The 19,677-nt window shown below is 71.0% G+C and carries 18 protein-coding genes; 11 read left to right on the top strand and 7 right to left on the bottom strand.

What is annotated here, in order from left to right; all coding sequences use genetic code 11:
• The first annotated feature begins 67 nt into the window (after window positions 1-67).
• Window positions 68-724 carry an MOSC domain-containing protein gene (locus tag ASG74_RS02640; RefSeq protein ID WP_056138666.1) on the top strand — a complete coding sequence of 219 codons (657 nt, stop codon included), beginning with the start codon at window positions 68-70 and terminating at the stop codon, window positions 722-724.
• Between the two features lie 118 nt (window positions 725-842).
• Here the strand turns inward: ASG74_RS02640 and ASG74_RS02635 are convergent, their stop codons facing one another.
• Together ASG74_RS02635 and ASG74_RS02630 are read right to left on the bottom strand one after the other, a co-directional pair.
• Window positions 843-1,076, bottom strand: coding sequence for an acyl-CoA carboxylase epsilon subunit (locus ASG74_RS02635; protein WP_056138665.1), 234 nt, complete (start codon window positions 1,074-1,076; stop codon window positions 843-845).
• Window positions 1,076-2,728 (bottom strand): acyl-CoA carboxylase subunit beta, encoded by a 1,653-nt coding sequence (locus ASG74_RS02630; RefSeq protein WP_056138662.1) that lies wholly within the window; start codon window positions 2,726-2,728, stop codon window positions 1,076-1,078. Before ASG74_RS02630 ends, ASG74_RS02635 begins: the two co-directional genes overlap by 1 nt.
• Before the next feature lie 24 nt (window positions 2,729-2,752).
• On the opposite strand from ASG74_RS02630, the gene ASG74_RS02625 reads away from it, so the two are divergent.
• The 4 genes from ASG74_RS02625 to ASG74_RS02610 are packed head-to-tail and all read left to right on the top strand — an operon-like array spanning window position 2,753 to window position 6,337.
• Window positions 2,753-3,514 (top strand): biotin--[acetyl-CoA-carboxylase] ligase, encoded by a 762-nt coding sequence (locus ASG74_RS02625; protein ID WP_235498777.1) that lies wholly within the window; start codon window positions 2,753-2,755, stop codon window positions 3,512-3,514.
• Between the two features lie 30 nt (window positions 3,515-3,544).
• Window positions 3,545-4,603, top strand: a complete 1,059-nt coding sequence (locus ASG74_RS02620) for an adenylate/guanylate cyclase domain-containing protein (RefSeq protein ID WP_056138660.1) — start codon at window positions 3,545-3,547, stop codon at window positions 4,601-4,603.
• A 29-nt stretch (window positions 4,604-4,632) separates the two neighbouring features.
• Entirely contained in the window at window positions 4,633-5,310 is a 678-nt protein-coding gene (locus ASG74_RS02615) for a response regulator transcription factor (protein ID WP_056138659.1), read from the top strand.
• A gap of 7 nt (window positions 5,311-5,317) precedes the next feature.
• A complete protein-coding gene (locus ASG74_RS02610) occupies window positions 5,318-6,337 on the top strand; it encodes a sensor histidine kinase (RefSeq protein WP_056138658.1) in 1,020 nt (339 codons plus the stop codon).
• A 123-nt stretch (window positions 6,338-6,460) separates the two neighbouring features.
• On the opposite strand, the gene ASG74_RS02605 is transcribed toward ASG74_RS02610, so the two are convergent.
• On the bottom strand, window positions 6,461-6,979 hold the full coding sequence (locus ASG74_RS02605) for a GtrA family protein (protein WP_235498776.1): 519 nt from the start codon (window positions 6,977-6,979) through the stop codon (window positions 6,461-6,463).
• A gap of 44 nt (window positions 6,980-7,023) precedes the next feature.
• Between ASG74_RS02605 and ASG74_RS02600 the strand changes: the two genes are divergently transcribed.
• Entirely contained in the window at window positions 7,024-8,196 is a 1,173-nt protein-coding gene (locus tag ASG74_RS02600) for a 5-(carboxyamino)imidazole ribonucleotide synthase (protein ID WP_056138657.1), read from the top strand.
• On the top strand, window positions 8,193-8,741 hold the full coding sequence (gene purE / locus ASG74_RS02595) for a 5-(carboxyamino)imidazole ribonucleotide mutase (RefSeq protein WP_056138655.1): 549 nt from the start codon (window positions 8,193-8,195) through the stop codon (window positions 8,739-8,741). Before ASG74_RS02600 ends, purE begins: the two co-directional genes overlap by 4 nt.
• Here the strand turns inward: purE and ASG74_RS02590 are convergent.
• Window positions 8,730-9,182: a CoA-binding protein gene (locus ASG74_RS02590; protein ID WP_056138650.1), complete on the bottom strand. Its 453-nt coding sequence runs from the start codon at window positions 9,180-9,182 to the stop codon at window positions 8,730-8,732. The two genes, purE and ASG74_RS02590, sit on opposite strands and share 12 nt — an antisense overlap.
• A gap of 64 nt (window positions 9,183-9,246) precedes the next feature.
• On the opposite strand from ASG74_RS02590, the gene ASG74_RS02585 reads away from it, so the two are divergent.
• Together ASG74_RS02585 and ASG74_RS02580 are read left to right on the top strand one after the other, a co-directional pair.
• Window positions 9,247-10,263, top strand: a complete 1,017-nt coding sequence (locus ASG74_RS02585) for an LLM class F420-dependent oxidoreductase (RefSeq protein ID WP_056138648.1) — start codon at window positions 9,247-9,249, stop codon at window positions 10,261-10,263.
• 61 nt (window positions 10,264-10,324) lie between these two features.
• The gene (locus tag ASG74_RS02580; RefSeq protein ID WP_056138646.1) at window positions 10,325-11,491 is read left to right on the top strand and encodes an acyl-CoA dehydrogenase family protein; all 1,167 of its coding nucleotides are present in this window, start codon (window positions 10,325-10,327) and stop codon (window positions 11,489-11,491) included.
• A 141-nt stretch (window positions 11,492-11,632) separates the two neighbouring features.
• On the opposite strand, the gene ASG74_RS02575 is transcribed toward ASG74_RS02580, so the two are convergent.
• Window positions 11,633-12,901 carry an LCP family protein gene (locus tag ASG74_RS02575; protein ID WP_235498775.1) on the bottom strand — a complete coding sequence of 423 codons (1,269 nt, stop codon included), beginning with the start codon at window positions 12,899-12,901 and terminating at the stop codon, window positions 11,633-11,635.
• Window positions 12,902-12,997: 96 nt separating this feature from the next.
• On the opposite strand from ASG74_RS02575, the gene ASG74_RS02570 reads away from it, so the two are divergent.
• Window positions 12,998-15,313, top strand: a complete 2,316-nt coding sequence (locus tag ASG74_RS02570; RefSeq protein WP_056138644.1) for a CDP-glycerol glycerophosphotransferase family protein — start codon at window positions 12,998-13,000, stop codon at window positions 15,311-15,313.
• On the opposite strand, the gene ASG74_RS17520 is transcribed toward ASG74_RS02570, so the two are convergent.
• Window positions 15,276-16,352: a glycosyltransferase family 2 protein gene (locus ASG74_RS17520; RefSeq protein WP_235498774.1), complete on the bottom strand. Its 1,077-nt coding sequence runs from the start codon at window positions 16,350-16,352 to the stop codon at window positions 15,276-15,278. The two genes, ASG74_RS02570 and ASG74_RS17520, sit on opposite strands and share 38 nt — an antisense overlap.
• A gap of 141 nt (window positions 16,353-16,493) precedes the next feature.
• Here ASG74_RS17520 and ASG74_RS17515 point away from each other — a divergent pair, with 141 nt between their 5' ends.
• Window positions 16,494-17,651 (top strand): CDP-glycerol glycerophosphotransferase family protein, encoded by a 1,158-nt coding sequence (locus tag ASG74_RS17515; protein WP_056138642.1) that lies wholly within the window; start codon window positions 16,494-16,496, stop codon window positions 17,649-17,651.
• A gap of 19 nt (window positions 17,652-17,670) precedes the next feature.
• On the opposite strand, the gene ASG74_RS02555 is transcribed toward ASG74_RS17515, so the two are convergent.
• Entirely contained in the window at window positions 17,671-19,605 is a 1,935-nt protein-coding gene (locus ASG74_RS02555) for a DUF6541 family protein (RefSeq protein WP_056138641.1), read from the bottom strand.
• Window positions 19,606-19,677: the final 72 nt, after the last annotated feature.

Raw genomic sequence — 19,677 nt, 5'->3', positions numbered from 1 at the left:
ACCCCACTGTGGCGGCTCCGCGGAAAATGGAGCTCGAGATATCCACAAGCCCACCTACGCTGCCCCCATGACAGCCCGCGTGCACTCGGTCAACATCGGTCTCCCCACTGCCGGGATCATCAAGCGGCTCACGGGAATCGACAAGCACCCCACCGACGAGACCACTGTCTTCGACCCCGGTCCCAAGGGAACCGGCGCCAGCGGAGTCAGCGGCGACGCCGTCGTCAATCTCAAGCACCACGGGGGTTCGACACAGGCCGTGTACGCCTTTGCGCGCGAGGAGCTCGACCGGTGGTCGGTTGACCTGGGTCGTGACCTGCGACCGGGAGCGTTCGGCGAGAACCTCACGACCGCGGGCTTCGACGTTGATGCATCGGTGATCGGCGAACAGTGGCGCATCGGTAGCTCAGTTGTCCTGACGGTGACCGGGCCGCGCGTCCCCTGCGCCACGTTCTCGGCCCACATGGGTGTGCGCGGCTGGGTGAAGGCCTTCACCGAACGTGGGCGGACAGGGGCCTACTTGGCAGTCACCCAGTGCGGCATGATCCGTCCCTCCGACGAGATTCAGGTGGTCTGGCGCCCGGGCCACGGCATCACCGTGCCGGAGGTGTTCCGGGCCTGCATGGGCGACCCCGAACTAGCCCGGAAGGTGCTGGCCGCTCGTGTCATGCCCGAGCGAGAGCACGAGAAACTGGCCGGGAAGCTCGTCCGCTGGGAGCGGTAGGGAGCGGCCGGCATACCGGCGTGTCTCGTGCATTTGGGGGGAATTGGGTGAGAAAAGCACGGGAGACCGGGCGGCCGGCATACCGGCGTGTCTCGTGCATTTGGGGGGAATTGGGGAGTTAGGGACGGAGGGAGTGCTGCCAGCCGCCGGGTCCTGGGGTCATGGAGCGGCGGAGCAGTCCTGCGGGTGCGGACCATGCCGATGGTTGGCGGGCGGGTGCGGCCTCAGCAGCGCCCCCGGAGGCTGCCGACAGGACGGCGACCAGGGCCGCCACCTGCTCGGGCGTGGCGTCACCGAGGACCTCGATGCGTTGTGCCGCACCGGTTTCGGGCTGGGCTTCGTCGTCAGCCATCAGAGGGGGATGTTCCCGTGCTTCTTGGGGGGCAGGGTCTCGCGCTTGGTGCGCAGGGCCCGCAGCGCCTTGGTGACGTTCATCCGGGTGTTGGAGGGCGTGATGACGGTGTCGATGTAGCCGCGCTCGGCGGCGACGTAGGGGTTGGCCAGCGTGTCCTCGTACTCGGTGATGAACGTCTGGCGGGCGGCATCGACGTCCTCGCCACGCTCGGCCGCTGCCGCGAGCTGCTTGCGATAGAGGATGTTGACCGCGCCCTGGGCGCCCATGACCGCGATCTGCGCCGTGGGCCAGGCGAGGTTGATGTCGGCGCCGAGGTGCTTGGACCCCATGACGTCGTAAGCACCGCCATAGGCCTTGCGGGTGATGACGGTGACGAGTGGGACCGTGGCCTCGGCGTAGGCGTAGATCAGCTTCGCGCCGCGGCGGATGATGCCGTCCCACTCCTGGTCGGTGCCGGGCAGGAACCCGGGCACGTCCACGAGCGTGAGGATCGGGACGTTGAAGGCGTCGCACGTCCGCACGAAGCGCGCAGCCTTCTCGGAGGCGTCGATGTCGAGGGTCCCCGCGAACTGCATCGGGTTGTTGGCCACGATCCCCACTGACCGACCCTCGATGCGGGCGAAGCCGATGACCATGTTGGGCGCGAAGAGCGGGGCGACCTCCAGGAAGTCGCCGTCGTCGACCAAGGACTCGATGACCTGGTGCATGTCATAGGGCTGGTTGGGGCTGTCCGGGATGATCGTGTCAAGGAAACGGTCCTCGTCGGTCACCTCGAGCGAGGGGAGGTCGTCGGCCGAGAAGTCCGCGAACGACGGCGGCTCCTCCATGTTGTTCGACGGCAGGTAGGACAGCAGCGCCTTGACGTACTCGACGGCGTCCTCCTCGTCCGTCCCCATGTAGTGCGCGACACCGGACTTGGAGTTGTGGGTGCGGGCACCGCCGAGCTCCTCGAAGCCCACGTCCTCACCGGTGACCGTCTTGATGACGTCGGGCCCGGTGATGAACATGTGCGAGGTCTGGTCGACCATGACGGTGAAGTCGGTGACGGCGGGGGAGTAGACGGCGCCACCGGCGCACGGCCCCATGATCAGCGAGATCTGCGGGATGACGCCGGACGCGTGCACGTTGCGGCGGAAGATCTCGCCGTAGAGGCCGAGCGACGCCACACCCTCCTGGATGCGCGCGCCCCCGGAGTCGTTGAGCCCGACCACCGGGCAGCCCACCTTCATCGCGAAGTCCATGACCTTGGTGATCTTCTCGCCGAAGACCTCACCGAGGGACCCGCCGAAGACGGTGAAGTCCTGCGCGAAGACGGCCACCGTGCGTCCGTCGACCGTGCCGTATCCCGTGACGACACCGTCGCCGTAGGGGCGGTTCGCGTCCTGGCCGAACGCGACCGAGCGGTGTCGCGCGTACTTGTCCATCTCGACGAACGAGCCCTCGTCGAGGAGCATCTCGAGACGCTCGCGGGCGGTCTTCTTGCCGCGCGCGTGCTGCTTCTCGACAGCCCGCTCGGACCCCGCGTGGGCGACTTCGCCGACCCGCCGCTTGAGGTCGGCCAGCTTGCCTGCCGTCGTGTGGATGTCGATGCCGGTGTCAGCCGCCGGGAGGTCGGTTCCGCCGGTGGGCTGGGTGTCGGTCTGCGCCATGCAAGGGACTCTAGCCTTGTGACCGTGACCCTTCCTGCTGCCTCTCGCCCCATGGATGCGTCCCTCGTCACACCCGGCTCTCCCTGGTTGCCCGTCGAGGTCCACGACATCGTCGACTCCACCAATGCCGAGCTCGTGCGCGACCCGAGGCCCTGGCGCGTCGTCACCGCGGAGGAGCAGCGAGCAGGACGTGGCCGACTCGACCGCGCGTGGACGACGACACCCGGCACGAGCATCGCGGCCAGCGTCGTCGTGCCCCGCCCGGCGCGGGCGCCACTGGGGTGGGTCCCTCTCGTCGTCGGCCTCGCCCTGCGCGACGCCCTCACCGAGGTCAGCGGTGTCGAGATCGCCCTCAAGTGGCCCAACGACCTCCTCGTCCCCGCCGACGACGACCGCAAGCTCGCCGGCATCCTCGCCGAGCTGACCCCGGCAGGCGTCGTCGTCGGCACCGGCGTCAACATCGACCAGGAGCGCGCCGACCTCCCCGTTGACACGGCCACCTCGCTCCGTCTCGCGGGCGCACCGGGAGTGAGTCGCGAAGGTGCGCTCACGGCATACCTGCGACGTCTGGCAGTCCTCCTGCGCGAGCTGGACGACGACCCGTATGCCGTGCGGACGGCATACGCCGCAGTCTGCGGAACGCTCGGACGAACCGTCGTCACCCACCTCCCGCACGGTGAGGTGCGCGGGGTCGCGACCGGGATCGACGCAGACGGCAGACTGTGCCTGGAGACCGACAACGGTCCGTATGCCGTGGCCGCCGGTGACGTCGTCCACGTCCGGTGAGATCTTGAGAAGCCCGAGGAGGAGTGGCACGTGAGCGAGCGTCCGCGTGACTTCGAGGCCGAGATCGAGGAGAAGCTCCTCGGGCGCCCGGCCACGATGGGACGACGCGAGATCAGCCGCGAGGCCGCGGTGTCGGTCATGTCGGCCCGCAAGCTCTGGCACGCGCTCGGCTTCCAGATCGTCGACGACGAGGAAATCATGTTCACCGAGGCCGACCTCGACGCACTGGTGCGGGTCTCGAACCTCATCCGTGACAGCGACCTCGACGAGGACATGGCGCTGGCGATGGCCCGCGCGTTCGCGCGCACCTCCGACCGGCTGGCCGTGTGGCAGACCCAGCTCGTGGCGGAGTACCTCACGCCCGACGAGCAGGAGGCCGAGATCGGTGAGAAGGACGCGCGCTCGGTGCCCGACCGCGGCGTGGCCGAGGCGTCGGCGACCCTCATCGTCGACCTCGTCGACCAGCTCGAGCCGCTCATGGTCTATGTCTGGCGACGTCACCTCACATCCGCGATCACCCGCATGCTCGCCGATGCACGCGACACCGACCACGACCCGAGTGCCCCGCTGCGGGTCGTGGGCTTCGCCGACCTCGTGAACTTCACCTCGCTCGTGCGGCGGATGACCGAGCGGCAGCTCGGCACCCTCGTCCAGCGCTTCGAGGAGCTCGCGAGCGACGTCGTGACGACGCACGGCGGGCGCGTCATCAAGACGGTGGGCGACGAGGTGCTGTTCGTCCACGCCGACGCCAACGCCGCGGCGGCCATCGGCCTCGACCTCGTCGACGCCATGGGGGAAGACGACCTGCTGCCCGACGTGCGCGTCGGCATGGCCTCGGGCAAGGTCATCAGCCGGCTGGGCGACGTCTTCGGCACGACCGTCAACCGGGCCAGCAGGCTCACGGCCGTGACGCCTCCCGGTCGGGTGTTCGTCGACGACGAGGTCGCGCGGGCGCTGGGCACCTTGTCGGGGTTCTCGATGATCGAGCAACGCCGCCGCCACCTGCGTGGCATCGGCACGATCACCCCGTTCGAGCTCGCCCGGTCCAGCGGCGCGCGCAAGGACCGCCCGTGGGACCAACACGCGTGATTCCCCCTGTTCCCACTAGCATCGCCCGCATGACTCGCGTGCTGCTCGCCGAAGACGACCCGGCGATCTCGGAGCCCTTGGCCCGAGCCCTGCGGCGCGAGGGCTATGAGGTGGAGGTGCGCGCCGACGGGCGCGAGGCACTCGAGGCCGCGCGCGACAGCCCCGACCTCCTCGTCCTCGACCTTGGCCTGCCCACGATGGACGGGCTCGAGGTGTGCCGCAGGTTGCGCGGCGAGGGCTACACCGTGCCGGTGCTCGTGCTCACCGCCCGCGCCGACGAGGTCGACACCGTCGTGGGGCTCGATGCGGGCGCCGACGACTACGTCACCAAGCCGTTCCGGCTGGCTGAGCTCCTGGCCCGCGCCCGGGCCCTGCTTCGCCGGGGGATCCCCGAGACGCCCACCGCCGGCCAGGTCGACATCAGGGTCGACACCGAGTCACGACGGGTCTTCCTCCACGACGAGGAGATCCAGCTGACCGCCAAGGAGTACGAGCTCCTGCGCGTCCTCGCCCGCAGCCAGGGCAAGGTCATCTCCCGCGAGCAGCTGATGCGCGAGGTCTGGGAGACGGCGTGGTACGGCTCCACCAAGACCCTCGACATGCACATCTCGGTGCTGCGCAAGAAGCTCGGTGACGACGCGATGCAACCGCGGTACATCACGACGATCCGTGGCGTCGGCTTCCGTTTCGACCCCACGGGGGGCTGACGAGGGCATGCGCCGTCTCCTGCTGAGATCGACTCTCGCGGCGGTCGGAGCCGCCGTGGCCCTGCTGGCCCTCCCGCTGCTCGTCCTGGGGGTCGTCGTGGCGACGGCACCCGTCGAGAGGCGGACGCACCTCGTGCAGTCGACCTCCGGGATGCACGGTGTGGTCATCCTGACGGCGCTCGTGGTCGTCCTGGTGCTGCTCGGCCTCGGTGCGGGCTGGTTCGTGGCGCAGCGCCGGGCCCGACTGCTCGGTGACCCGTTGACCGCCCTAGCGGACCGGGCCGAGCGGCTCGGCGCCGGCGAGTCGCGCTTCCGCCCGCTCAACTCGGGGATCCGCGAGCTCGACCGCATCAGCGACGTCCTCTCACGCAGTGCCAACCAGGTGACGCGCAACCTCGCCGCCGAACGTGACTTCGCCGCCGACGCCTCGCACCAGCTCCGCACCCCTCTCACGGCTCTGCTCATGCGCCTGGACGAGATCGCCGCCACCGACGACCTCGCGGTCGTGCAGGAGGAGGCCCAGGTCGCCATCGCCCAGGTGGACCGGTTGACCAAGGTCGTCGACGACCTCATGGGACGCAGCCGCGTCGGCGACCCGGCGCGCCCGAGCGTCTCGCTCGACGCCGTGCTCGCCTCGCTGCAGCGCGAGTGGCAGCCGGCCTTCGCCGCGTCCAAGCGCAGCATGCGCATCCATGGCGAGCGTGGGCTGCGCGTCCGGGTGACCCCGGTCGCCCTCGCCCAGATCATGTCGACGCTCATCGAGAATGCCCTCGCCCACGGGCGAGGGGTGGTGGACATCGCTGCGCGTCGGGCCGGCCCCTCGGTGGTCATCGAGCTGGGCGACGAGGGCGTCGGGGTGGCACCGGCCATCGCGCCGCACATCTTCGAGCGGTCGGTGTCGTCGACCGGCTCCGGGCTGGGGCTCACGCTGGCCCGGGACCTCGCCGAGGACAGCGGTGGCCGCCTCGAGCTGGTCAGCGCGCAGCCGGCGGTCTTCGCCGTGTTCCTCTCCGAGGCCGACGACTGAGGCCGACGACTGAGGCCGGGGTGCGCCGATAGCGGAAGGTGAGCACCCGGCATACGCGCTGTGGCTATCGGCGTGTCGGGTGCATTTCGGGGGAATTGGTGAGAAAGGCACGGGACACGCCGGTCAGGGTGGCGTGCCCCCGGAGAGCGGCTTGCGGTCGCTCAGAGGTGACTGGTCGAGGTCAAGTGGTTCTCCCGCGAAGACGTAGCGGCGGTAGGCCCAGAACCGGAAGAGCGTGCCGAGCCCGATGCCCACGACCTTGGCGACGTTGTCGGCCGTGAGCGACTCGAACCCCAGCAGGTAGTTGGAGGACGCGACGCAGGCCGCCTGGATGAGCAGCGCGACGCCGTTGGTGCCGGCGAAGAGCGCGGCCTCGTGGTGCGCGGGCCGGTTGCGCCGGTGCCGGAACGTCCACGCGCGGTTGCCGACCCACGCGAACACGGTGGCGATCGAGGCCGAGACGATGACTGCGGCGGTGGGCTTGTCCTCGAGCACGGTGTGCCGCAGGAGGTTGAAGCTGCCCATGTCGATGACGAACGCCACCAGGCCGATGACACCGAACTTGATGGCCTCGCGATAGAGGACGCCGACGGCTCCCCGGAGCCGGTCGAGCGGCCCTCGGCCGGGCGTCGTGGACGTCACCGACCGAGCGTAGCGGCCAAACCCCGGGCCGATATCCTCGCGGGGTGACTTCCCCGCTGCGTGCACCCGGAGGATTCCCCGTCGTCGGCATCATCGGGGGAGGGCAGCTCGCGAGGATGTGCGCCGGCCCGGCCGCCGAGCTGGGGATCACGCTGAGCGTCCTCGCCGAGGCGCCCGACGCCAGTGCCGCCCTCGTCATCCCCTCGGCGCCGGTGGGTGCCCACACAGACACCGAGGCGGTCCTCGCGTTCGCGCGGGAGTGCGACGTCGTGACCTTCGACCACGAGCAGGTGCCCACTGACGTGCTGGGGGCGCTGGCCGCGGCCGGCGTCGTCATGCACCCGACCCCGGAGGCACTGGTCTTCGCGCAGGACAAGCTGGCCATGCGCGACCGGCTCAGCGCGCTCGGCATCCCGTGCCCTCGGTGGGTGGCCGCTCGTACCGCCGATGACGTCACGTCCTTCGGGGACGAGGTCGGCTGGCCCGTCGTGGCCAAGACACCGCGCGGCGGCTACGACGGCAAGGGCGTGCGGGTCATCGGCTCCGCGGACGAGCTGACCGACTGGCTCGAGCGAGCCGCGTCCGAGGACTCCCCGCTGCTGCTCGAGGAGAAGGTCGCCTTCACCCGCGAGCTCGCGGTGCTCCTGGCGCGCAGCCCGTCCGGACAGGCGGCGGCCTGGCCGGTCGTCGAGACGGTCCAGACCGACAGCATCTGCACGGAGGTGATCGCGCCAGCGGCCGGCCTCGACCCGGAGCTGGCGGCCCGCGCCACCGAGGCCGGGCTGCGCATCGCCGGGGAGCTCGGCGTGACCGGAGTGCTGGCCGTCGAGCTGTTCGAGCTGCCCGGTGGCGAGTTCGTCGTCAACGAGCTCGCGATGCGCCCGCACAACAGCGGCCACTGGTCGATGGACGGCGCGGTCACCGGCCAGTTCGAGCAGCACCTGCGTGCGGTGCTCGACCTGCCGCTCGGCTCACCGCGGCCGCGCCAGCGGTGGACGGTGATGGGCAACATCCTCGGCGGCGAGCACGCGGACCTCTACCCGGCATACCGTCATGTCATGGCGCGTGACCCGGAGGTCAAGGTGCACCTCTATGGCAAGGGCGTGCGTCCCGGTCGCAAGATCGGGCACGTCAACGTCAGCGGTGACGACCTCGCCGACCTGCGCGAGCGGGCGCGGCACGCGGCCGACTACATCGAGGGAGCGATCTCCGAATGACGAGCAGCAGCAGCGAATCACCCACTCCCACAACGGCTCCCGTCGTCGGCGTCGTCATGGGGAGCGACAGCGACTGGCCAGTGATGGAGCCCGCGTCCACGGTGCTGGACGAGTTCGGCATCGCCCATGAGGTCGACGTCGTCTCGGCGCACCGCATGCCCGACGAGATGATCGGCTACGGGCAGCGGGCGGAGGAGCGGGGGCTGCGCGTCATCATCGCCGGCGCGGGGGGAGCCGCCCACCTGCCCGGCATGCTCGCCTCAGTGACGTCCCTGCCGGTGATCGGCGTACCGGTGCCGCTGAAGTACCTCGACGGGATGGACTCCCTTCTCTCGATCGTCCAGATGCCCGGTGGGGTGCCGGTCGCGACCGTGTCGGTCGGGGGAGCGCGCAACGCCGGGCTCCTCGCGGCCCGCATCCTCGGCGCCGGAGAGGGTGACGAGGCGGCGCGCATCCGCGCGGCGATGGCCGACTTCCGGGTCGGCCTGCGCGACGAGGCGCACGCCAAGGGCGCCGCGCTCAGGGAGCGACGCTCAGCGCGCTGAGCCCTCGTGCTTCACGCGGGGCCACTCGATCTTGGGGCAGGTGTCCATGACGACGTCGAGCCCGGCCTTGCGCGCCCGGTCGGCGGCAGCCTCGTCGACGACGCCCTGCTGCATCCAGATGGCGTCGATCTGCAGGCGGTCCTTGTGGTCGATCGCCTGGTCGACGACGGCGCCCACGTTGGCGGAGTTCACGAAGCAGTCGATGACCTTGACGTCCTGGTCCGGGATGTCGGCCAGCGTCGCGTAGCCCTGGTCGCCGAGCACCGTCTCGGCCCTGGGGTGCACCGGGATGATCCCCTTGTGCAGCTCGTGCTTGAGCCACTGGGACACGCCGTAGGCGGGGCGCTCCTCGTGGTTGCTGAGCCCGACCACGACCCAGACGCCCGGGTCGTTGAGGAGCTCACGGATGAGGTCGGGGTCGTTGCGCAGGCGATAGCTCATGCTTCGCATCATGCCCTCCGCGAGGGGACTTGCGGGGGAGAGGGAGGGCGGGTTGGGTGGGGGTATGCGATTCGGTCTCTTCATTCCCCAGGGTTGGCGTCATGACCTCGTCGGCATCGAGCCGGCCCAGCACTGGGGGGTGATGGCGGGGCTCGCGAGGCGGGCGGACGGCATACGCGACTGGGAGTCGATCTGGGTCTTCGACCACTTCCACCCCGTCCCGCACCCGACGGAGGAGGCCGTGCATGAAGCCTGGTCGCTCATGTCGGCCTTCGCCGCGGTGACCGGGCGGGTCCGCATCGGTCAGATGTGCACGTGCATGAGCTACCGCAACCCGGCCTACCTCGCCAAGGTCGCCGCCACGATCGACGTCATCTCCGAGGGGCGCCTCGAGATGGGCATCGGCGCCGGCTGGTACGAGCACGAGTGGCGCGCCTACGGCTACGGCTTCCCGGGTGCGGGCGAGCGGCTCGCCCGCCTGCGCGAGGGCGTCGAGATCTTCCGTCAGATGTGGACCACCGGAACCGCGACGTATGCCGGGGAGCACTACCAGGTCGACGGCGCCATGTGCTTCCCCCGGCCCTTGCAGGGCACCGCCTTCGACGGTTCCGAGCGCAACGGCATCCCCATCTGGATCGCCGGTGGTGGTGAGCGCAAGACGTTGCGGATCGCGGCCGAGTACGCCGACTACACCAACTTCGGCGCCGACGCCGAGACCTTCAAGCGCAAGAGCGAGATCCTCAAGCAGCACTGCGCGGACGTGGGCCGTGACTTCGACACCATCACGCGGTCCACCGACTTCAACGTCGTCATCGGTCGTGACGAGAAGGAGGTGCAGGAGCGGCTGGCCTGGATCGAGAACCACCTCCGCAGCGCCGGCGTGCCCGAGGACGCCGTCGCCCGGACGATGAAGGCCAACCGTGAAGGCCCGGCCGTCGGCACGCCCGACCAAGTGGCCAGCGCGCTCGCCGACATGCAGGACCTCGGCATGACGTATGCGATCACGAACTTCATGGAGTCGGCCTACGACCTCTCGGGCGTCGAGCTGTTCGAGCGGGAGGTCATCCCGGCGCTGCGCTGAGTGTCCGGTCCCACACCGCAACCGGCGGGGGGACGGCATACGCCCTCGTTAGGATCGACGGGTGACTGCATCGAGCGACTTCCCCCTGTTCCAGGTCAACGAGGACCACGAGGCGATCCGCGCCGCGGTCCGGGACGTGGCGGAGGCCAAGATCGCGCCGTTCGCGGCTGCCGTCGACGAGGAGTCGCGCTACCCGCAGGAGGCGCACGACGCCCTCGTCGCGTCCGACTTCTTTGCACCGCACGTCGCTGAGGAGTACGGCGGCGTCGGTGCGGATGCGCTCGCCACCTGCATCGTCATCGAGGAGGTCGCCCGCGTCTGTGCCAGCTCCTCGCTCATCCCCGCGGTCAACAAGCTCGGCTCCATGCCGGTCATCCTCGCTGGCTCCGAGGAGCTCAAGCGCACCTACCTCACCCCGTTGGCCGAGGGCAGGACGTCGTTCTCGTACGGGCTGTCCGAGCGTGAGGCCGGCTCCGACACGGCCGCGATGAAGTGCCGTGCCAAGCCTGACGGCGACGACTGGATCCTGAACGGGCAGAAGTCGTGGATCACGAACGCCGGTGTCTCCGACTACTACACGGTGCTCGCGGTCACCGACCCCGACGGCGGACGCGGCAACAACATCAGCGCCTTCGTCGTCGAGAAGTCCGACGAGGGCTTCACCTTCGGTGAGAAGGAGCGCAAGCTCGGCATCAAGGGCAGTCCCACCCGGGAGCTGATCTTCGACAACGTGCGCATCCCCGGGGACCGCATCATCGGCGCTCCCGGCGAGGGCCTCAAGATCGCGCTGCGCACCCTGGACCACACCCGGGTCACGATCGGCGCCCAGGCCGTCGGCATCGCCCAGGGCGCGCTCGACCAGTCGCTGGCCTATGTCAAGGAGCGCAAGCAGTTCGGCAAGCGCATCGCCGACTTCCAGGGCATCCAGTTCCTGCTCGCCGACATGGCCATGGAGCTCGAGGCTGCCCGCCAGATGGTCTACGTCGCCGCGGCGAAGTCCGAGCGCGGTGACGCCGACCTGTCCTTCTTCGGGGCCGCGGCCAAGTGCTTTGCCTCCGACGTCGCGATGAAGGTGACCACCGAGGCGGTCCAGCTCCTCGGCGGCGCGGGCTACACCCGCGACTTCCCGCTCGAGCGGATGATGCGCGACGCCAAGATCACCCAGATCTACGAGGGCACCAACCAGGTGCAGCGCATCGTCATGGCCCGTCAGCTGCTCAAGGGCTGACGCCCACCAAGCCTTCGGTATGCCGTCCGCCCACCTCGTCGAGGTGGGTCGAGGTTGTGCGACACGCCGGTCCACAACGCGCGGGCCGGGCATGTCGTCCTATTTCGACGGACGCCCTGGCTGTCGTGACTGCCGGGCTGCTCAGCCGCCGCTCGGCTTGCCGTCGGTCCCGGCAGGCGGGGCCTCGAGCGGCTGGTCCTCGCGCAGCATCGTGAACAGGGCCTTGGCCCGCTCGCTGTCCCACTTCACGGCCAGCCCGGCGCGGGTGCGGTAGCCGAGGTCCTGCAGGGGAACGGTCAGGCTGAGCGTCGAGTCGTTGCTGGCGCCGCGCATGGCCAGCAGGATGTTGGCAGCGTCCTTGAGCGACGTGTCCTTCCCGACACCCACAGCCTGCGCAGCGGTGTGCGTGAACGACCAGTAGCGGAACGGGTTGAGCACGGTCGACGGGGTCGCTGCCCCCTTCATGATGGCCCCGAGGAACTGCCGCTGTCGCTCGGCCCGGCCGATGTCGCCGCGGGGGTCGGAGTGCCGGGCGCGCACGAAGCCCAGGGCGTTCTTGCCGTCGAGCGTCTGGCAGCCCTTCTTGAGGTTGATGTGGGCGAACTTGTCCTTCATTGTGAAGGGGACACAGATGTCGACGCCGCCCAGGCTGTTGACGACGGACGCGAACCCGCCGAAGCCGATCTCGAGGTAGCCGTCGATGCGCAGGTCGGTGACCTGCTCGAGGGTCTCGACGAGGAGCTGTGGGCCGCCGATGGAGTAGGCCGCGTTGACCTTGTTGCTGCCGTGCCCGGGGATCGGCATGTAGCTGTCGCGCGGGATCGAGATGATGGCCGACTTGCCGCCACCGGAGGGCACGTGGATGAGCATGATCGAGTCGGTGCGTCGGCCGTCGGCCGAGCCGGTGCCGAGCTCCTTGCGCTCCGCCGCGGTCAGGTCGTCGCGGGCGTCCGAGCCGACGAGCAGGTAGGTGTCGCCCGGCGTCTGGGCAGGACGACTCCCCGCCGGTGCGGCGTCGACGCGCGACACCGTGCTCCACGCGTGGAGCGGGGTGGCGACCAGGAAGGCCAGCCAGAGCAGGAGGACGAGGGGGACGAGCCGCCACCACCGACGACGGCGGCGCGGGCGGGGCTGCTGGTCCTCCAGGGGCTCCGCGACGGGCCGGCGACCGCCCGGTGGGGGCTGACGTCGGGGGTCCGGTCGGCGCGTCGGGGGGATCGGCCGTTCGGGGCGCTGGGACCGCTCACCACGTGCCGAACGGGCTGGGCGTGACGTCCGGCCCGGTCGCCGGCCGCGGGTGTCGACGGTGAAGACGTCGTCCTCGACGTCCTCGTCCGGGTTCGGACGAGCCGGCCCACCCCGCTGCGGGATCGGCCGGGCGTCGTCTCGTCGAGGCGGGCGTTCGGGCACGGGCCCCATACTCTGCCGACGCCGGCCACCGAAGCAAAACGGCGCGCCGACCCCTGCGGACGTTTCGGCCCAGCTGCCCTGAGGGATGATCGAGCCGTGCCCGACAACGCCTTCGCCCGCAACAACGCCTCGAAGTTGCTGGCCCTGCCGCGCTACCTGGGCGGTGACCTCCTCAGCCGGCTCGTCCCGCGCCGTCGCGGCTCGTGGGTGGTCGGAAGCGCTCTCGGGGTCAACGACGGGGCCCGTGCCCTCCTCGTCGAGGCGCTGTCCCGCCCCGCGCCGCCGCGGGTGACGTGGCTCGCGCGCTCTGCCGGAGAGGCCCGCGCGGCACGGGCAATCGGTGCCGACGTCCTCGACCACGGTTCGTGGCGCGCGTTCTGGCGTGCCCTGCGGGCGGACGTCGTCGTGGTGACGCACGGCTTCGGCGACGCGAGTCGCTTCGGCAGCCGTGGTGCGCTCGTGGTCAACCTCTGGCACGGCAGCCCGCTCAAGCGCATGCACCTGGACAGCCCCGCGGCCCTGCGGCTGCCGATCATCGGCGGCATCGCTCCCGCACGACGGCTGATGGGTGCCATGTATCGACGTGGCACGTCCCGGATCGGCGTGATGCCGGCCGGTTCGGAGCTGGTCGTCCCCCGGCTCCGCGGCGCCTTCGGCCTCCCCGAGGGGCGGGTCGAGGTGCTGGGGGAGCCGAGGACGGACGTGCTCTTCCGCGGTGGCGCCGAGCAACGTCGCCGGGCGGCGCGCACCCGGCTGGAGTCCTCGGTCGGCCCACTGGGTGAGCGCCGGGTCGTCCTCTTCGCGCCCACCTGGCGCGACGGACGGGCCGATCCCGTCGTGCCGACCCACGCCGAGTGGCAGGCCATCGAGTCCTGGCTCGCCGAGCACGACGCTGTCCTCGTCGTGCGACCACACCCTCTGGGCATCGGCGACTACACCCACACCTCGGATGCGGTCAGGCTGCTGGCATCCGAGGCGGAGCCCGAGGTGATGGCCGTGCTGAGCGCCGCCGATGCCCTCGTCACCGACTTCTCATCGGTCCTCGTCGACTACGCCGTTACCGGCGGGCCCATCGTGCATCTCGCTCCCGACGAGGTGACCTATGCGGCCGAGCACGGGCTCTACGAGCCGTATGCCGACACGGCTGGCGGCTCCGTCCAGCGGACCTGGGCCGAGGCGCTCGAACGCCTCACCGCTGTCCTCGAGGAGGGTCCGGCGCGGGCCGAGGCCCTGGCGCACTCCGCCGGGGTGGCCCAGCGCTTCCACGCGCACCGCGACGGTCGTTCCGCCGCCCGGGTGGTCGACCGCGTCCTCGCCCTCACGGGTGCACAGCGGCTCGAGGAGTGGCCGCGGACGGTCTTCTTCGAGAGCTTCCACGGCCGCAACGTCTCGTGCAACCCGGCCGCCCTCGACCGCGAGATCTCCGCGCGTATGCCGTCCGCCCGCCGGACGTGGTCGGTCACCGATGCGTCGGTGACCGTTCCCCACGGCGCCGAGGCGGTGCGACGCGGAACCCCCGAGTGGTTCGCCGCGCGTGACGCCGCGGACCTGTTGGTCCTCAACGACTGGGTCGAGGACGACTGGCGCCCCCGTCGGGACCAGTTCCTGCTCCAGACCTGGCACGGCACCCCGCTCAAGCGCATCGCCCTGGGGCGACGGGGCCGGACCCCGCGACTGTTCGCCGCCGTCGTCAAGCAGTCCTCCCGCTGGTCGGCGATGCTGGCGCAGAGCCCGTCGGCAGCCCGGCTGTTGCGCCGGTCGTACGCCGTTGCCCGCCCGATGTGGGTGGAGGGCTACCCGCGCAACGACGTCATCGCCCGCGGTGACGACGGGGACATCCGCTCCCGCCTCGGCATCAAGACCCCCAAGGTCGTCCTCTATGCGCCCACGTGGCGTGACCACGCCCTCGACGCGCCGGACCTCCTCGATGTCGCCGACCTCGCCCGTCGCCTCGGGCCCGACTGGACCGTGCTGGTGCGCGGTCACGCCCGCACCATGGACGCGCGCACGCAGTCGCTCGGCGAACGCGTCCTTGACGTCACCAGGGAGCCCGACGTGAGTCCGCTCCTCGCGACCGCGGACGTCCTCATCACCGACTACTCCTCGGTGATGTTCGACTTCAGCGCATCCGGCCGCCCGATGGTCTTCTTCGTCGCCGACGAGGAGGAGTACTCATCGACCACCCGTGGCCTCAACTGGGACCTCGGTGCGAGAGCGCCGGGCCCGCTCGTGCGCACGGCGTCCGAGTGCGCCGACGCCGTGCTGTCGGCGACCGCGGAGCGGGAGCGCTGGGCCACGAGGTATGCCTCGTGGCAGGCCGAGTTCAACGCGCTCGACGACGGTGAGGCATCCCGGAGGGTCGTCGACCGTCTGCTCAGCGTTGGCCCAGGGCGCGCCCGGCGCCGCGGCTGACGCGGGAACGGTCGACCGTCGCGCCTGCGCCCAGGGCCAGGCCCTTGAGGAAACCGGCGCCCCAGGTGAGATGGATGGTGGCCACGGCCGCGGCGTCGCGCACACGTTCGGAGGCGCTCTGCCCGCCCATCGCCTGCCCGGCATACGCGAGGAAGGCGGCATACGCGATCGGACCCGTGTGCACCACCGACCACGGCCATCTGGGGGCGCCAGCGAGCTGGGCAGCGCCCACGGCCAGGCTGGCGCCGAGCCCACCGACCACGAGTGGAGCCGCGAGGTAGCGCGGTGGGGTGGAGCGGGCGCGCCGCACCATCTCGGCACGCCAGACCCCGGTGGCATACATCTGCCGGGCGAGCGAGCCCCAGCCGGCCCGCGGACGGTACTCGACCTGCACATCGGGGACGAACCAGATGAGGTGTCCGGCCGCCAGGATCCGCTGGTTGAGCTCGTAGTCCTCGCCGCGCCGCAGGGACTCGTCGTACCAGCCCAGCGGCTCGATGTCGCTGCGGCGGAAGACGCCGAGGTAGGCCGACTCGCCGGGACCCTCCTCGGTGCCGGCGTGGTAGGCGCCACCACCCAGGCCCAACCCGCTGTTGTAGGCCCTGGCCACGGAGGCCTGGAGCCCGGAGCTGCCCCGAGCCAGCATCACGCCACCGACGTTCGCCGCGCCGGTGCGGCGCAGGGTCTCGACCATGCGCCGGGTGTATCCGGGGGGGAGCTCGGAGTGGGCGTCGACACGCACGATGACCTCGCCGTCCGCGGCGGCGACGGCACGGTTGAGCCCGGCCGGGATGTCGGTGTCGGGGTTGTCGACCACGCGCACCCGTGGGTCGTCGCGGCTGTGCTCCTCGGCGACCGCCCGGGTGCCGTCGTGCGAGGGGGCGACGGCGACGACGACCTCCTGCTCCCCGGGGTAGTCCTGCGCCAGCACGCTCGTGATGGCCTTGTGGAGCGCGGCCGCGTCGTTGAGCACGGGCAGCACGTAGGACACCTTCGGGGTCCGGGTCGCGAACGGCCGCTCCGCTGTCGCGCGAGTCACCGGGGCCTCCTCGGGGGTCGGATGTCGGGGCGCCGGTGGCGCGCGACAGGTTCGGTGCAGGCTACCGTGGCGTCTCCTGCGGACTGTGCTGAGCGTGGGTGTGCCACGGGCGCTCCAACGCCTCTCGAAGGGAGTGCTCTGGTGCTGAGTCGGGTCACGCACGTCGCTCGAACCCTCCAGACGCAGGCCGCGAACTACCTGCGGGCCTCTGCCACGGCGACGGCGGCAAAGCAGCGCAACCCGATGCCGGACCTCCCGGTGGCAGTGTTCTATGCCGGCGGCCCGGTGGAGCTGTACCAGCTGGTCGACTGGCTCCCGGTGCTCGAGCACCTCGACCGCACCCTCCCGCTCGTCATCGTCTGCACCCGGGCCGACGGTGCCCGTGCGGTCATGGATGCCACCGACCTGCCGGTCCGCCTGGCCAAGGGCGCCCCGGACCTCGAGGCGCTCGTGGCGGCCGGGGTGCGCGGCGTCCTGTACGTCAACCACCTCGAGCGGAACTTCAGGATGCTGCGCTTCGCGGGCCCGGTGCACATCTACCTCGGCCACGGCGAGAGCGACAAGGACTCGAGCGTGTCCAACCAGAACAAGGCCTACGACCGCGTGTTCGTGGCCGGGCAGGCGGGACGCGACCGGCTCTCGGGAGCGCTGCGCGGGTTCGACGCGACGACCCGCGCACCGATGGTCGGGCGCCCGCAGCTGGACCACGCGCGGGCGGGTGCTCCCGAGTGGCCACGCGACGACAGGGTGCGGGTGCTCTACGCCCCGACGTGGGAGGGCGACCGGCCGAGCATGTCCTACGGCTCCCTGCCCACCCATGGCGTCGCCCTCGTCCGGTCCCTCCTGCGCGACGGGGGCTTCCGGGTCATCTACCGGCCGCACCCGCGCTCGGGGACCGTGTCCTCGGCACACCGGCGGGCCGATGGCGAGATCCGGGCGCTCCTGGCGGACACCGACCACCTGGTCGACGTCAGTGACTACGGCTGGCAGCCGGCGTTCGCGGACGTGTGCATCACCGATGTGTCGTCCGTCGCCTACGACTGGCTGGCCACCGGAAAGCCCCTGCTCGTCACACAGCCGGCCAACGACCTCGCGAGCGTTCCGCCCACGGCGTTCCTCGAGCTGGCACCGCGACTGCACGTCGAGCAGGCGCCCGACGCGGTGTCCGTGGTGCGTTCGGTCATGACGGGTATGCCGTCGGGCTGGGGCGAGCTCGTCGAGCACTACTTCGGGGATGTCAGTCCGGGGGCGGCGACGGAGCGCTTCGAGTCCGCGATCGCCGCGGCGTTGTCGAGCTGACCGTCACCGGCTCCGGTCGTCAGCGGGTCTGGCAGCCGGTGAGCCGGTAGAGCCGGTAGGGGCCCGACTCGGCCACCTCTTCCCAGGCCTTCGCGTCGCCCACACCCTCCACCCCGGAGTAGGCCGACCGGGACGCCTTGGTCTTGGTCGCCACGCGCCCACCCGTGATCGCATAGTCCACCTGACGCTCCCGCGCCAGACGGCACACCTCGGGGTCCGAGGCCACCTCGTCGAGGTGCTTGCCGAGCACGATCAGGTCGCGGCTGCCCGACAGGACCTTCTCGGTGGGGTAGAGCATGCGCTCGTCGCTCACGAGCGCGAGCCAGTTCCCTCCGGACCACGGGTTGGCCGCGACCACCGAGCCGTCGGGGATCTTCTGCCCCAGGACCGTGAGGGACCTCAGCTCGGCCCGCGAGATCCACGACTGGGACGGCTCTGGGTCGTAGTAGCCGTCCAGTGCCATGACGCGTGCGGCCGCGTTGCCGCCCACCGTCGTCGCAAGGAGCACGAGGACCAGTGCGGCCGGCACGAGCGGACGCACGGACGGTCGCAGGTGCTGGGCCACCACACGAGCGGCGTGCGACAGCGCCGCGACCACGAGGAGGGCCAGTGGAAGCACGAGGAGGCTCGCCAGCCGGGGTGAGTTGTTGTACCAGGGCCAGGTGACCCAGCGGACGAGGGGGGAGTCCACGACCACGCTGAGGACGTAGAGCACTGCGCACACTGCAGACAGCAGGAGGACCCAGCCGCCGCGACGTCGGACCACGAGCACGACAGCACCGGCCAGCGTGACGATGCCGAGGACCCAGAGCGGGCGCTGCCAGCGAGCCGCCGAGAAGGCCACGTCGATGACGGCCTCGGAGAGCGTGGCCTCCGGGCCGAGCGGGTTCGAGGCGCGCATCGACGGCGAGAGCATTCCGCCGAGAAGCCACGCCGCGGCCGCGCCCCCCGTGCACACGGCTGCGGCGACCAGGGCGGCCAACCGCCGGCGGGCAGCGACACCCGGGCGGACGGCATACGCGATCGCTGCGCACACGACCACGACGACGGCGGCGACGACGAACGCAAAGAGCGCGTTGGGATGGGAGATGGTCAGGCCGGGCAGCAGGATGACGAGCAACGCCAGCTCCGACCAGGAGCGCTCGGCGCGCAGGAGCCGCACGCCGAGCGCGACGGTGGCCGGCAGGATCGCCTGCCCCAGCAGGTTGGGCCACAGGACGCCGTAGCCCAGGAACCACGTGGGGAAGGTCGAGAAGACCACGGCGGCGAACGGGGCAGGGACGAGCACGGAGGTCCGCGACCCGAAGGCGACCCCGGCGAGCAGCGTCATCGCCAGCGGCCAGACGAGGAACCCGCTGACGATGGCCACGGCGTTGGCGGCCACGGTGACGGAGGCGCCGGTCAGGTCGACCAGGGTCGCTGCGACCGCATGGAAGCCGGCCGGGTAGAAGCCGGACCCCCCCGGTGTGGCGAACCCCAGCGCGTGCAGCGTGGAGATGTCGCGGAGGTCGAGCATCGACCTGATGGTGCCGAGGTGGAAGATCGTGTCCGGCTGCTGGGGGATCGCGCCGGCATCGCCCATGGTCACCATCGCCGGCAGCGCACCGACGAGCGCTGCAAGGACGACGCTCGCGCCCACCCACGCCGCCTTGGGCCGTGGCAGCGGTGACACTGCGGTGGAGCGACGCAGTCGACCGACCGCGAACCCAGCCGCCAGCATGAGGACGACGACGCCGGCCAGGGTGGCCGCGGTCCATGGCAGGCCGACCTGGCCGGCCGCAAGCCCGGCCACGACGAGGACCGAGACGGTCAGGGGAGCGGCAGCGCCCGCGACCACCAGCAGGGGGAAGCGGGCCAGTCGCAGGGTGGCCGCGCCGGGCCCCAGCACCAGCAGGACACAGGCCAGCAGGACGGGGACAGCCGAGAGCCAACCGACCGGTTGGGCCTCGATCACTGCAGCGGCTCGAGGGGTGTCAGCGGGTCGGCGAGCATGGCCTCATCGTAGGGGGCGGCCGATGAGCGGTCG

It is taken from the genome of Knoellia sp. Soil729 (assembly GCF_001427985.1).
GTDB lineage: Bacteria > Actinomycetota > Actinomycetes > Actinomycetales > Dermatophilaceae > Knoellia.
This window is presented reverse-complemented; position numbering and strand designations above follow the sequence as displayed.